Origin of the sequence: Dysgonomonas sp. 520 (assembly GCF_010501095.1) — a bacterium.
Classification (GTDB): domain Bacteria; phylum Bacteroidota; class Bacteroidia; order Bacteroidales; family Dysgonomonadaceae; genus QVMP01.
The window spans coordinates 26,502-41,870 of record NZ_QVMP01000017.1 but is presented as its reverse complement, the minus strand read 5'-3'; the positions used below and the strand labels follow the sequence as shown (position 1 = coordinate 41,870).

The 15,369-nt window shown below is 36.7% G+C and carries 12 protein-coding genes and 1 pseudogene; 1 reads left to right on the top strand and 12 read right to left on the bottom strand.

What is annotated here, in order from left to right; all coding sequences use genetic code 11:
• Positions 1-12: 12 nt before the first annotated feature.
• The 12 genes and pseudogenes from D0T56_RS16895 to D0T56_RS10995 form a co-directional block, all read right to left on the bottom strand.
• Positions 13-330 (bottom strand): DUF6660 family protein, encoded by a 318-nt coding sequence (locus D0T56_RS16895; RefSeq protein WP_370458802.1) that lies wholly within the window; start codon positions 328-330, stop codon positions 13-15.
• Between the two features lie 45 nt (positions 331-375).
• The gene (locus D0T56_RS11045) at positions 376-798 is read right to left on the bottom strand and encodes a Fur family transcriptional regulator (RefSeq protein WP_163320213.1); all 423 of its coding nucleotides are present in this window, start codon (positions 796-798) and stop codon (positions 376-378) included.
• A 64-nt stretch (positions 799-862) separates the two neighbouring features.
• The gene (locus D0T56_RS11040; protein ID WP_255491160.1) at positions 863-1,669 is read right to left on the bottom strand and encodes a phosphatase PAP2 family protein; all 807 of its coding nucleotides are present in this window, start codon (positions 1,667-1,669) and stop codon (positions 863-865) included.
• A gap of 103 nt (positions 1,670-1,772) precedes the next feature.
• Entirely contained in the window at positions 1,773-2,204 is a 432-nt protein-coding gene (locus tag D0T56_RS11035; RefSeq protein ID WP_163320212.1) for a DUF6769 family protein, read from the bottom strand.
• Positions 2,205-2,324: 120 nt separating this feature from the next.
• Positions 2,325-2,669 (bottom strand): hypothetical protein, encoded by a 345-nt coding sequence (locus D0T56_RS11030; protein ID WP_163320211.1) that lies wholly within the window; start codon positions 2,667-2,669, stop codon positions 2,325-2,327.
• A 90-nt stretch (positions 2,670-2,759) separates the two neighbouring features.
• Entirely contained in the window at positions 2,760-5,198 is a 2,439-nt protein-coding gene (locus tag D0T56_RS11025; RefSeq protein ID WP_163320210.1) for a carboxypeptidase-like regulatory domain-containing protein, read from the bottom strand.
• The gene (locus D0T56_RS11020) at positions 5,199-5,981 is read right to left on the bottom strand and encodes a FecR family protein (RefSeq protein WP_163320209.1); all 783 of its coding nucleotides are present in this window, start codon (positions 5,979-5,981) and stop codon (positions 5,199-5,201) included. It abuts the gene before it with no gap.
• A gap of 12 nt (positions 5,982-5,993) precedes the next feature.
• A complete protein-coding gene (locus tag D0T56_RS11015) occupies positions 5,994-6,482 on the bottom strand; it encodes an RNA polymerase sigma factor (protein ID WP_163320208.1) in 489 nt (162 codons plus the stop codon).
• An 87-nt stretch (positions 6,483-6,569) separates the two neighbouring features.
• Complete coding sequence (locus D0T56_RS11010; protein WP_185153874.1) at positions 6,570-7,382, bottom strand: DUF3108 domain-containing protein; 813 nt, start codon at positions 7,380-7,382, stop codon at positions 6,570-6,572.
• A 457-nt stretch (positions 7,383-7,839) separates the two neighbouring features.
• Positions 7,840-7,923, bottom strand: a pseudogene (locus tag D0T56_RS11005) (ISL3 family transposase); the annotation flags it as partial.
• Entirely contained in the window at positions 7,886-9,031 is a 1,146-nt protein-coding gene (locus D0T56_RS11000) for a peptidylprolyl isomerase (protein WP_255491161.1), read from the bottom strand. The pseudogene D0T56_RS11005 and the gene D0T56_RS11000, both read right to left, overlap by 38 nt.
• An 833-nt stretch (positions 9,032-9,864) precedes the next feature.
• Positions 9,865-11,274 (bottom strand): T9SS type A sorting domain-containing protein, encoded by a 1,410-nt coding sequence (locus tag D0T56_RS10995; protein WP_163320206.1) that lies wholly within the window; start codon positions 11,272-11,274, stop codon positions 9,865-9,867.
• Between the two features lie 925 nt (positions 11,275-12,199).
• Here D0T56_RS10995 and D0T56_RS10990 point away from each other — a divergent pair.
• Positions 12,200-15,367 carry a TonB-dependent receptor gene (locus D0T56_RS10990; protein ID WP_163320205.1) on the top strand — a complete coding sequence of 1,056 codons (3,168 nt, stop codon included), beginning with the start codon at positions 12,200-12,202 and terminating at the stop codon, positions 15,365-15,367.
• The last annotated feature ends 2 nt before the right edge of the window (positions 15,368-15,369 follow it).

The window sequence follows — 15,369 nt, the reverse complement described above, 5'->3', positions numbered from 1 at the left end:
AGATGTTATATTTTAAGCTTGCGGAGGTCGCCAGAGAGTAGAAAGAAATGAAGGAATCTCCTTATCAGTATATACTGCCATATGTTTGACATTTAAACTGGTATTACGGAGAATTATCTGATAGTTTGTAGTAATGTTTGGATTATGATGACTGGTACATGAACAAAATGGTGTGCAGAACTCATTTCCTGAATCATCATGTTCTGTATCTGCCGTAGAAACCTGCTCTGTATTTTGTCCAAAAGTATTTGCTATCGGAACATCGCAGTGGCATGGTAGCACTGCAAGGATCAGAAAGTAAATACCTATTATGAATACAGATGATTTCATTTTTTTCTTATTTCTATGTGCAAATGTATAACAAAAAACATGCAACTAAGTTGCAAACTTATTACACTTACCACAATACCCTTTAATGACCAAGTTTACACTTTCTGCCTGCATGATCGGAGACAATTCGAAATTAGGTATGGATACATTTTCCAAACAGAAGGCCTTCTTACAATAGTTGCAATAGAAATGGGCATGCAGATCGTTTATATCACAGTTGCAGTCACTGTTGCAAACCGAATATTTTATAGAACCCGAGCCGTCATCAAAGCTATGTATCAATTGATTTTCGTGGAATAGGTGTATCGTGCGTGATATAGTTGACTTATCCACAGTTTCAAGCTTTGTCTCCAAATCAGATAAGTTAAAAGCCCTGTCGAAATCGATCATTGCTTTTAGAACCAATATGCGGGTGGATGTCGGTTTTATATTCCGACCTTCTAATAATTTTATAATATTCTCATTCATAATTGATAGTTATTAAATACAAATTTACTATATAACAAATTAGAATCCATTAATTTCATATTTTTTAAAACTGCATCGAAAAAGCCAGCCCTCCTTGCTGTCCATTGTAAAATGGAGAAAAAGCTATATTGTTTTTATTCTTTTTATCCTGACCTCCATTAAATAACTTATTTTCAACAGTAGGATATAACCAATAAGCAAGCTTTGTACTCAGAATGCCTAACCCTGCTCCGAAAGCTACATCACCAACCCAATGCTTATTATTATATATCCTGAATGCTCCGGTTCCGGCAGCAATAGTATATCCTGCAATACCATACCAGATTGAAACATCTTTATATTCCTGCCATAAAAATTCGGCTCCCATGAAAGCTACAGCTGTATGTCCGGAGGGAAAAGAATTACGGTTGGACTTGTCGGGTCTTTCCACTTTTGCTGTGTATTTAATTGTATTGACGGAGGCAGCCATAAACAATGTAGACATACCCAAAATAATCGTCCTGTCTTTAAAGTTATGCTTACCTTTTATCCCTACTAAGTTCAGAGCATAAACACTGGCAGCAGGTACATATTGCGTAATATCATCTATTTGAAACCTTTCGGGTTTATGCGTTATCACTTCATGTCCTATAGCATAGTTTAACAATCGGTTTTTAGGGGCGAGAGTTGCTTCAATAGTTCCATACAACATTAATGTTCCGGGAACAATCAGTTGTTTGTATGAGAATTTGTCTGCACTCTTTATTTGAATACTGTCATTACTTGAAGATAATTCATCATTCTCATCGGCATAAATGCTGTTTACACAAAGTAAGACCGAATATATTAGTGCAATAATCCTCAATGCTTTTTTTGATTTAAAAAACATCATTCTTATTTTATTAATTGTGATTATTTGGATATAATATCGCCTTATGCAGTCGTATGGATACGAATACAATAATTATTAAGACTACTCGAAGTCAAAAGATTAGTTATAAGAATGTAATGGGAGGTGCACGTAAACCATGAATACGGTTTGATTTTACAGAATTATAATTTAAGGTATATTTTTCGTAATCTATTTTAGAAAAAGATGCTGTTGTAACAAGATTCAATGAATCTGCTGTGATAAAAAATAAAGGGAATAAATCTTTATAATTATTATTGGAAAATGATTTAATATTTACTTCATCATTGATTTGTGTAATAGTAAACTCAAATTCAGTGATACAAGATTGGTCATGATTACTATTATCAGATGATTCATTGTGATGTGTATGCTTATCGTTTATTGTTCTATCTTCTTCACAAACTTCGATAATAAGACATGCTATTCCTGCATGGTGATGATGGGGAGCAATCGCAAGAATCAACAATATTATTGTTGAGAAAGCAAAAAATGATATGAGAAATTTTCTTTTCAAATCTTGTATAATAACTGGTGAAATGTATATTTATTATAAATATAATAAGAAATCAGCTTGTTTTAAAGATTAGATAAAGAGAGATGTCCCCTTATCTAATCTCAATTTACATTTGGAAAATTAGTGGTGATTACTGTTCCCATGAGAGTGTCCATTCTTATCATGTGTGCCATGATCCGATCCGTTGTGATGCGTACCGTCATGGTTTTGTCCCGAATGATCTGAATAAGCACATGCCTGATGAGTTCCATCGTTGTAGATATCACAGTTTTCGTGGTTGCCAGCTACACATTGTTCTGCAACATTAGCTTTGTACGCTGCAACATCATCAAAACCTAAAGCTGCTGCTCTGACCTCAATATCCTGCTGTGAAGTTGTACCAAAATCATCATGATCATCGTTGCTACAAGCAATAAATGTTACTGCAAATAAAACCAATGCTAAGGAATAAAATAACTTTTTCATTTTCTTTTTTATTTTGAATTAATTAAACTGTTCGTTCCCGAAACGCTTTCATATATGTACCGCACAAAGTAGATCTTACCCTACCTCAAATCAAAAAATTAATTCAAAAAAAACTGTTGGAGTGAATGGGGTGGCCTTTGTAAAGATGTTTGTAGCATTAGCTTGCCCCGAGACCTGATAATTATATTTTACGTTTTTAGTACCAAAAACATTCAATAGTGATACACCTGCTTGTAGTTTCACTTTCTTTATTTGTGTCCTGTATGTAGCTCCGATATCAAAACGGCTGTATGTTTCATCGGAAGAATCTGTATGTTCGTGACTGGCTTCATGTTCACCTTCTTCGTTTCCTTGCCCATGTCCGTGTCCTCCTGTAGAGATGTAAGCAAATCCGGTTCCATATACGTAACTCAAAGAAAAATAGAAAGGGTCAAATGCTCCGATACCTCCGACCTTAATTTCATGCGAAAGTTCGTTTTGTGGTCTTTTGATATTATTGATAGAATATGAACTGTAGATAGTATGGTTATTCAGTTGTTTTTTGGCAAACAGGTCCGCCCCTAAGATAGTATTATCTATATTATAGACAGTGTTATCAAGGAAATACTGTCCGTTCTTTGTCTTTTTATGATATCCTTCGAGGCTGATTAAAAAGCCATCTTTACTATATGCAATACCAACAGTAGTATGCATTGCCTTTGTAAAAGTACTGTCTGCCATACTCCATACAGTCTGAATACCTGATTCATCATACTTGTAAGCAGTACGTGTAAGAAATTGGTTGTATAAGCCCCATGAGGCGGTTGCTGTTACCTGCTCCGATATTTTATATCTTCCAGAAATACGAGGCTGTACATATGCCTTTTTATTGATTGGCATATCTACTCTAATACCTGTATTTAGAGACAATTTGCCCAATAATAGATTATCTGTTATGTAAAATGTAGGCTTATCCAGTTCTCCACATAAATCATTCAGGCTTACCTTGTATTGTTGCCATTCTCCGCCAATCTGTATTTTATTACGCTTCCCAACAAAAAAATCGTGATTCAGTTTTATGGAAAATTCTTGAACGACATTATCCAGATGATTAACATCCATAGGTGTCGGCTTACGGTTACCGACAATTGCCAGATTATCGAGCAAAGAAGTAAGTCGCGAAAAGGTTGCAAGTAGTTTAGTACTTGAGCCATTACTCCAGACACGCTTGTAAGATGTTGCCCCACCGTACTGCCTATTCTTTTCTGCAGCATTGATGTCATATTCATCTGGTTGTTTCACTGAGAATTTAAAGCGATCATCTGCTCCGTATATACTGATATAATAAGAATCTTCGCTAAAAGCTTTTCCAGATAATTTGAAATTGGCATCCCTGAAATTATACTTTGGTTTAATGTATATATCTGAAAATATTTGCGAATTATTACCGTTATCACTACCATTTTTAGGTAACTCGACATTTCCACTATTATACAGATTATAAAAGGTCTGGCGATATGCGGCTGAAACATTGAGGTTCTTTGATAACGGAGCCGAAGCAAAAAGATTTGCGGTGTAATTACTTATGGTTGCTTTTACAGAAGGTGAATTAAAATCACCGTCTATACCCGTTATTTCAGAGATTGCTCCGATCCGTCCACCCTGATTGGCACTATATCCACCTTTCATGATGCGAATATCTTTTACCATATATGGATTGACTGAACCGATATGGTCGTTGTAGTTCTTTATACCGAATAAGGTATATCCGTCGTAAGTTATTTTACTGTCACCTGCATTGCTTCCCCACACAATCAGGTCTTCCGATGGTTCACCAGATACCCTTACACCCGGCATCATACGCATCAGGTTGAAAACAGAATTATCAATACTTCCGGGAATATATTTTGCTACCTGATGGTTGATACGAATTTCACCGGGACTACCTCCCGATTGGATAAGTATTGTTGAGGGTGATGAACTGACAACGATTTCATCCATTGTATATATAACGGGAGATAAATTGATTGTATTAAATCCGCTGGATAAAGTTGTATCTTGCTTCTCATAACCCAGATATTGAGCCAGTACAGGTAGTTTTCCTTTTCTTTCAGTTTTAAAGGTAAAATATCCTGTTTCATCTGTAGGAACCACTCCTTCAGAAGTAGTAATATAAGCATAGGGAAGATTTTCTCCGCTTTCAGCATCTTTTATCGTTCCCGAATAGGTATAATACTTCTTTGGCTGGATATTAACAGGCTGCTCTTTCTTTTCTGTAGAACGACTGATAACATACACTCCGTTTATATTTTCAAAGCGAAATGGCTTTTCTTTGAAAAGGAATTTAAGTGCTATTTCAGGACTATCAAATTTTTGGTTTACGGTAACCTTGTATTTTGCAAGGGCATTATCATCAAAAGAGATTTCAACAGGCAGGCTTCTCAATACTTCATTCAAAGGCTTGTCTTTAACCACTAAATGCAACTCTTGTGAAAAAGCTGCAATAGTATTCGTAAGAATTATAACAAGTATGAAAAGTAATTTATTCAATTATTTGATTTTAAATTCAATACCGAAGGGTTTGCCTACTATCTTAAGTACATCATTCGGATTTTGTGCTTTTGTAAAATTACCTGAGTAAAGATAGTCTAAATTTGAACTTGGCTGTACTTCAATGTCGTATTGTCTTTCGATTTCCTGAATAACTTCTTTGAGTGGTACACTGACAAAAACAAATTTTCCTTCTTTCCAGTCAATTGTTTCTTTTACATTTTCTATATCTTTTACAATTAGCTTATTATTCCATAAAGCCTGCATATTTGGAGTAAGAATTACGGATTCCGTTTTATCCGATACATTCACTTTTCCGGTAAGACAGGTAACAGTAAATTTATCTGCACGAGAAAATACATTGAAACTTGTTCCCAGCACACTTACCATATATTGATTCGAGTGAACATTAAACGTGCTTCCTTTCTCAACTTCAAAATAAGCTTCTCCTTTTAGCTTCACATTCCGTGAAACATACCACCATAGAGGTTTATAACTGATTTCACTTTCTGCATTCAGATCGACTTTGGAACCGTCAGGTAATACAACAGCTAAATGATTACCTCTTCCCGCAACCTCATTTTTAGTATAGATAAAAGCTATATTAGGCAGTAGTATGATAATGGCAGCCACTGAAGCAGCAGCGTAAAACCAAAGTGATTTTCGTTTCGGTTCTTTCCCTTGTGTAGTGGTTTCTTCTGTTAAATCTGCAAAGGTTTCATTCCAGATTTCATCTTTGCTCTTTTTCCACTGGGGTTCTATTTTTATTTTGTCAGTATTCATAGTGTATACTTTTTAGAGTAATTCTTTTTTCAGATAAGCTAAAGCTGTACTGATACGCTTCTCTACAGCTTTAATACTAATGTTTAAGTTTTCTGCAATCTCATGATACTTTAAGCCTTCATTACGATTCATCAGGAATGTTATCCGCTGATTCTCTGGCATATCAGCCAAGGCCTTTGAATAAGTAGTTTTCAGCTCTTCAAACTGCACTATTTCTTCGGGAGACGCATGATAATCCTGCCCTATAGTCATGCTCTGTTCAAAATTAAGCTGGGTTTGCCCCTTACGGTAATCCGATATAACCATATCATTCGCCATCTTATAAAGCAGGCTTTTAATATCACTTACCTTAAACTGCTCACGTTTCTCCCAAATCTTCATGAAAACCTCCTGTGTTATATCAGATGCGGTTTCTGTATCCCCGCACCTGTAATAGACAAAGCTTCTGATTGTATCGAAATATTTGTCGAACAGTTCTTTAAATTCTATTTTACTTATCACTTCAATGATATCTTTTTATTCCTATACCGTTTGAAAAAGGAATTACCCTACCAAGGTATTCGTTTTTTATGAGTTATGTTATCTATATCAGTTGTTTTTTAGTGGATACTTATTCCCTAAAATCTTTTTTAAAAGGACATAGCTAGAACCTACTTTAAGTTTGGAATTAATTCGTACGGGAATACGGTTTTGGTCGTTTGTTATATAAATTTTCATAGCTTCCTTTTTATCTTCGAATGCTTTATCGCTTATTACCAAAGTCAGAACAATACAGTCATAATTCTTACCATCATTTGCATCTATTTTCTCTGTGCCATTGTATTTGATTTTTATATCTACTTTTGTTTTACCGGATATGAGCAAACTATTCTTTGATTCTCCCGTCTTCATCTGCTTATAGTCTAGAGTACGTGCATAGTAAACTACGGTCATCATATCATAGATGCATTTTTCAGAAGTAATAATAGTATCATGACGAAGTTTATTACTACGGGTCAGTTTTGTATGTACATCGACGTTACCCGAAGAATAATTATAGGTGATGTATTCTTGTGTATAGTCGCTTCCTTCATGTGCATATTTTGTATAGGAAAGAGGTTCAAGAGTTTTGCTCATATAACAATACATCGTATCGGAAAGTGTAAAAACTTTTTTTGCCAAACCTGTGGAATTGGCAATCATAGTCATTTTATAAGCATCTTGTCCTTTATACCTATCATCTTTTGTTCTTAGAGTAGAAGTGCCTGCTTTTTTATGTAAAAGACCGTATTTAAAATATACATCATACGTCAGTTCTTCCCCTGATTGGAATGTATTATTTGTTATGCCACATTGTCCTTTAAGCTGTAAGCCTATTAAAAGGGCTAAAATTATTATAGAAATTTTTATTATGATTCTCATATCTGAATCTATTATTTATAATATACCGTATGAGAATCAAAATACCCTACTAATACAATATATCTTCTTGAAAATCTTTTCTAATGACCATTATTTTAAAGTATTTATTTTGGACTTAAAACTATGAATTTACAAGAAATTTTTTCTATCTTTGAGGTTAGAAGTTAGGCGTACAGCGGTCTGCCAAAACAAGACAAAAAGGCATCATTTTAATCGTTACGAATTCGTTACGGACTAGCCTTTTGAAAAACTTAAACGATTGATTATTATATCTATTACGAGATAAAAAAAGTGTTCCCGCTCGGATCACTTGAGGAACAGAACTAAAAAGACAGTTCGAAGCCAAAGACACAGGAAAGTCTTCTAAATTAATGATTTAGAAGACTTTTTTTATTGTATATATACTTCAGCCAAGACTGATATATGGATCAATGTAAAAATTTGAGGGATTTTGATTTTACGCATATAATTTAGCTAATCTGAACAAGAAGAAAGCTTTATCTCTAACTCCTCTGAATTGAGCTCTGAAAGCTTTTATCTTTCTGACGCTTCATTACACGCTTCAACGCCTTTTCGTCAACTCTCACCGAATACTTCGTCTTTAACGACTCTATCCATTTCTGTTCTATTTCTTTCTGATAATCATCCAGAACAAAACTGAAAACATCCGTATATTCTTCGGGAGCATCTATCATATTTCCTACCACAAAATATCGTGGAAATTCGAGATAAGGAACTCCTTTTTTTCCGGTTTTGAATATAATTTCGTCAATATATTCGTCTTTTCCTTCCGAAAACACTCCTTTTTTTCCGATTTTCACTTCCGGAGTTTCCTTTGTCGTGATATATTTATCTTTAAGATAACCCATCGCCGAATCAATATCCATATCAGATATTTCTCCTTGAATTCTCTCCCTTGCCCCTACCGTCTGACAGTGTACCACAAAACCTTTGAACCGAGGTTCGCTCCACAAATACTTGCCCCTGTTTTGCTCAAAGAAATTTCTAATGCCTGCCGTATCGGAAGCTGCTTTCGTCAATATCTCTTTCTCCGTTATGCCCAGAAGAAGCAAATCTCTTCTACATTCATCCAACAAGCCTACAATTTCGGGATGCCTTGTTTCAGTCAAACGGTCTTCAATACTGCTCAAAGTTTTATACTCGAACATACGAAGTATCTCGTCCAGCAATTCGGTTGAAACAATGCTGTGATATTGATTTTTTCCTTTCACGAAGCCAATAAAATCAGCTATGGTGTATGCGTTCCCTCCGGCAGAGAACAGCACACTACTGTTTTTTTCAAACATCGCCTGAAATTCTTTTCCTATGGGATACAAACTCGTAGCGGCATCTCTCAGTCTCCGGTACGACGGCTCATCGGGTGAAAACGAGTTTTCTTTTTTCAAATGCAGCAACGCAGGTTTTGACAATAGATACGAAGATCCCGAATGTTTCAACTTCAAGATTATCCGCTCCTTCACATCGCCTAACAACTTGTCACGCATCAACTTATTTTCATATCTCTTATTTATACGAACTATGTGATAACCATACTTTGTTCGGACAGGCTTACTTATTTCACCTACCTTCATAGAATAAACCATATCTTCAAGATTCATCGGCATGGTTAAAACTTCCACTTCCACCATTTCGGTAGGCATGCAGCCTCCTTTTATTGTATCGGGCAAATCAAAGTAGTTTTCACTCACACACAAATCGTACAACTGCATAGCCTTTTGATACGAAGCAACAGTATCTTTCGGCAGAATGCTATACCTCACACCTTTTTTTCGATCAATTGGTATAGTTACCAGAATATGGCTTATATCGAACATTTCCTTCGAACGGTCATATTCTCTTACAATAAACTGCTCGTCAACAATATCTTTGCTAAGATAAGGACTCACAACATCTTGTCGAAAACTGTTCATTTCACGTTTAAACTTCGACGATTTATCTATTTCCTTTGTTTCAGCTTCGATCAACTTCAATTGATAAATTTTGAAGTCCTCAACTATCCGGTTCACATCTCCGATATTCTTATTTTTTTTATAATATTCTTCAAATTCGGAAGACTTGATCTTCTTATCGCCAACAGTCATAACAACATCATCACCTTTTCCCGTCTGAGAAAAAGTCAGGGCAACAAATAAACTAAAGAAAACACTAATGATTAATCGCATTGAATAAAGATATTTAAAAGAAACCATTGTTACAAATTTACTCTTTCCGTGTCACTTCTTCATCACTTTTTCGGAGGAAATTCCTTCTTCCGTAATACATTATATGCCAGTCTTTTATAAAAAGAAAAATGCCCGGGTAAGTTATTTTCATACTTCGCCCGGACATTCTTTGTATTGAATAATGTTATATGTATTTCATTTTCGGCTTGTTATATTGATGCTTATTATTAGGCGTAAGCCACTTGTAACTCGTAACTCGTAACTTAACGCTTTATTCAATATAATATTTAAGCCTCATATTATTTTTTCAAAACCTTTGCCGAAGCAATACCGTCAGCCGTAAATACTTTCACCACATAAACGCCTGTAGCCAAATGAGAAACATTTACACCACCGTCGGCCGCACCAGAATAAACCATATCGCCCTGAGCATTGTACAATTCAACCTTTTCGGCTCCACCTTCTACATTCAACACATCTGCAACCGGATTAGGATATACATTCACTTTTGCAACACTTTCATTGTTGATAGAAGAATTTCCACCAATTCCATAAATTGCCACATTGTCAAAAAGAACATTTCCAGAAGTCAGGTCTGCAGTAGAGAACTTAAGGCTTGCTTTACTTGCCGGACCGGAACTGATTGCAAAAGTTTTTGTTGCCCATTCTGCAGTCACCGTACCCAAATCTAATGCAGTCCATTCTCCGCCATCCACTTTATATTCTACTTTTGGCACAACACCATACTTATTTGCTTTAATATCGAACGATAGTTTATGACCGGCAGCAAACTCACCTGCAATATCAATATTTTCCAATGTTACATCCGACGACAATTTGTTCATAAACAGAGAGTGATTCTGTACGCCTCCGCCATCGCTATCCCACTCAAGAGATATCATATCGCTTTTAATTTCAACACCACCAACCCATCTGTCGGCTCCTTTATCAATAATAACCTGCCAGGATTCTCCGGCGTAAAGAGTGATATCGTCATTCGGATTTCCTACAAATCCCGTATTTTCTTTAGACAAAAGAAAAAATGGCTCGCGATACAAGCATATATCATCCGATTCGGTCAGATGCATCACAATATCATCAAAATAAACCACTTCTTTCGTAGCACCTCCCGAAACAGCTTCTCCACGTCTGTATCCAAATGCAACCATACCAAGTTTGCGCCCCGATTTAATTTTATCGTACGATATCTTAAACCATTCGTCGGTCAGAGGTTTTGTTGTAACATCATCTACCGGAATGCTAGGATATGCAATAAATTGTCTTTCCCAGTTTTCGCGCTGAACGTTTGGATCGTTCGATCCAAAGTCAGGACCATCACTTCTCAAATCTAACCAAAATGATCCCATATTAGTTGTTGAAGGCACATAAGCCTTAAATTCGATACCCGTATAATAACGCAGATCAATATCATCCATATTAGGGTTTTTATAACCAACTTGTTGTTCTTCTGTTATCCAAAAACCTTTGTTTATGTACTTACCCACAACTTTAGATTCATTAATTCCGGAAGGATCGGCATTCAGGCTCGGAGGCGCAGTGCTTGAATTACCGGCAGGGGCAGATGATACTAACGGAACACTTTCATAATCGAGTACAACGATTGACTTTGGCATATCGGCTGTTTTCTGTGCAAAAGAAAAACCTGTTGCCAATATCAGGCCTGAAATAAGAAAGGATAATTTTTTCATAATTTCTTAAAGATTTAGTTTTTGAGTATTAGTTTAATTTTTTCTGAATAGTCGATACTTTTCATATCTGCTAAATTACTAGCAATACATATCAAGCGCTTGCTAGAAAAGATTCATTGCTTTAAAATTGGCTGCATTGCTTGCAAAAATGTCGCAATTGTTATACATCATGTCGCAACAGGTATCAACAGGGAGATTTCAGCCCTTTTTCAGTGTGTTTTTCCATGTAAGTTTCAACCCCCGAAACTGTACATAATTTTCAGACCTGTAGACCCGAAAAGTTTAGAAAGAATCCCTCAATAATATGAATCAGAAGAAGAAGAATATTCGTTCAAAGTCTACACCTTTCAAAAGTCTTTTCTAACCCTAATTGGCTCCACCGAACGTTGTTTCTGAACAGAGTGAAGAATCTGAACTCTATAGAACAGATCCTTCACTCTGTTCAGAAACAACGTTCGCCGAGCGAAGGCGAGGCAATGACAAAAAGACTCTAAAATTTACTTTTGACACACGCCCCTGCATTTTTCGTTAATTTGAATTCAAAAATATCAAAACATCTTATCATGTAAAGAATAGAGATGCGTTTTAACTATAATCTGTTAACAAATTAACAAAAATGCTTATCATTTTATATCAAAAATGGTATAACATTGCATATATAAAACATGAAAAACATTTGGGTAGTCAAACCCGCCTAAAACGAACACAGCAGATGGTTGCGACCAAAACACGAGCTTTTGCGACATTTTTGCAACAGGTGCTCCAAACAAGAAACATATTTCAATGCTAGTACAAGTCCGATGGTTATTGAATAAATACATTTGTAATGTAGAATATCTTAATCTTCAAAAACCAAAACTTAATTGATAATATTATGAACTTGAACATTAAACTATTTCATCGAAGGAAGGTAAAACCTCAAATAATGAAGGTCTTACTCTCTTTTGTATTAATTAACCTATGCTCCATAGGATTGGTGTTTGCACAAACAACAAAAAACATTTCAGGAACAATATCCTCGAAAGGAGAACCTCTGATCGGTGTCAGCATTTTCGAAATCGGAACCAGCAACGGAACAGCTACCGACTTCGATGGAAATTTTGCATTGAAAGTAAAAGAAAATGCCACTCTACGCATTTCCTATCTGGGTTTTGAGGATATGGAAATTAAAATCGGAACGAAAGACATTCTGAATATCGAGATGAAAGAAAAAGCCAACGTTCTGGAAGAAGTAGTAGCTATCGGCTATGGTGTACAGAAAAAGAAGCTGATCACGGGTGCAACCGTACAGGTGAAAGGCGACGATATATCAAAAATGAACACCGTGAGCGCCTTATCTGCACTTCAGAGCCAGACTCCGGGTGTTAACATTACCAAGATGAGTGGTAAGCCGGGCGAAGGCTTCAGGGTTCTTGTTCGTGGTATCGGAACAGTGAGCAGCGGCTCAGGGCCTCTCTATATTATAGATGGTGTGCCTGCCGGAAACGAAAGTAGTGCTATCAGCGATTTAAATCCTGCCGATATAGAATCGGTTGATGTTCTTAAAGATGGAGCATCGGCGGCCATATATGGAGCAAGAGGTGGTAATGGCGTTATCATCATAACAACCAAACAGGGAAAAAAAGGAAGGGCATCTATTCAATACGATGGCTATTTCGGATGGCAAAATGTTTATAAAAGCCTGACGCCACTGAATGCGTCTCAATATATGGAAATACTGAACGAATCGAAAGGTTCGAGTAATAATTACCTCGCATCCATGTCAGACTATGACAGGGAAGCATACAATAGCGGAAAATGGAACGGCACAAACTGGTTGAACGAAATAACCAGAGACAATGCGCCTATAACCAATCACACAATAAACATTACCGGTGGTGGCGATATGTCTACATATTCTGTTGGGTTCGGTTATACCTCCCAGTCACCTATAGTTGGAGTTAAAAATGAAGAAATGAGTCCAAACTATGAACGCTATAATTTCCGTGTCAATTCGGAACACAACCTTATAAAAGTTAAAGACTTCACATTGCTTCAATTCGGACAAACATTGTCAATGGTATACAAAAACAACGACGCTATGAATATAGCAACAGGACATTTGGATTGGAACGATATGAGAAATGCCCTCACAGCCAACCCTCTCTATCAGGTGAAGAGAGAAAATGGTTCATTCAACAATCCCGGCTGGAATGCTTCGGGCGAGAACAACCCCATAGCCCAAATGTACTATAACTCGTTCACCAATGGTAAGAATTATTCTGCTCGTGCAAATTTCTATGCCGTTTTGCAGCCAATTAAAAATTTGAAACTCCGCAGTTCATTCGGATTCAATTACTCAGGTTGGGAAAGCAGACAGTTCAGACCAATCGACAACCTCAACTTAAACGGCAATAAAGAAAAAAGAAATTCGCAAGGAAGTGGTAATGGTATAGGATGGACATTCGATAATGTATTGTCTTACGATTTCAAAATACAGAAAGATCATAGTTTTTCAGCTATGGCAGGCATGTCGCTCGAAAAATACGGATTAGGTACAAATCTTCAAGCAACTTCTTCTCATTCTCAGTTCGATGATTTTAAACATGCATATATTAATAACGGACAATATAGCAATGTTGACTATATTTCATATATTTCGATGAGTGGTGGTCCTTGGGAAGAGGGTGCTAATGCTTCTGTTTTTGGTCGATTGAGTTACGATTACAAAGGAACTTACATGGGTACTGTTACTGTAAGGCACGACGGAAGTTCAAGATTTGCTAAAGGATACAGATGGGGTACATTTCCCTCGGTGTCGGCAGGATGGGTAATCACCAATGAGTCTTTCATGAAAGATACTGAATCTTGGTTAGACTTTTTTAAACTTCGTGCCAGTTGGGGGCAGAATGGTAATAATACAATTCCTGTTTTCATGTATCTTGCAAATGTTAATCTTAACGGTGGCAGTGGTAGATACACTTTTGGGGAGAACAAATCGGCCCCAACAATCGGAGCATATCAGGAAAATTTAGAAAATCACAAACTAAAATGGGAAACATCCGAACAATTTGATATCGGGTTCGATTCATGGTTCTTACACAACAGGTTAGGATTAAATTTCGATTACTATATAAAAACAACAAAAGACTGGCTTGTTCAGCCTCCGGCTCTAGGCAGTTGGGGAACAAAAGCCCCTTGGGTTAATGGCGGAAACGTAAGGAACAGTGGTGTTGAGGTTATGCTTACATGGCAAGATAAGATAAACGATTTCAAATACAGTGTAACAGGTAATCTCGCTTACAACAAAAATAAAGTGACGAAGATAGCCAATGAAGAAGGTATTATCCGTGGGGCAACAGGTGTATTAAGTCATGGTACAGATGAGTTTTATCGTGCCGAAGAAGGCTATCCCGTAGGATACTTCTATGGCTATAAAGCAAATGGCATTATACAAACTGTGGAAGAAGCTGAAGAATACGATGCTACACACAAAATATATGATGCTTCGGGAGACCAGATGAAATCTCAGCCGGGTGATGTGAAATATATAGACGTTCATAAAGATGGTATTATCAACTCGAAAGACCGCACTATGATAGGTAATCCTCATCCCGATTTCACTTATGGTATCACCGTAAATATGGAGTGGAAAGGTATCGACTTTTCGATAACGGGAACAGGTGTTGCAGGCAACCAGATTGCACAATCGTATCGTTCGTTCATGAATATGCCTAATCAGAACTATACGACCGAAATTCTTAAACGTTGGACGGGCGAAGGCACTTCAAACAAATTGCCCCGACTTGGAGAAGGTTCTTTAAACAGAAACTTTTCGAGAATCTCCGATCAACTGTACATAGAAGATGGCGACTATTTCCGCATCAGCAACTTAACCATCGGCTACGATCTGAACCAACTATTCAAAAAATGGTCGCCAATGGCGCAGGTACGTATCTACGGAGCTGTTCAAAACCTTGTAACTTTCACTAAATACTCAGGTATGGACCCCGAAATCGGATATGGCAACTCAGAGCCTTGGGTGAAAGGGATTGATTTGGGAACATTCCCCAGCGCACGCACATTCTTAGTAGGTATTACAATTAAATATTAAGC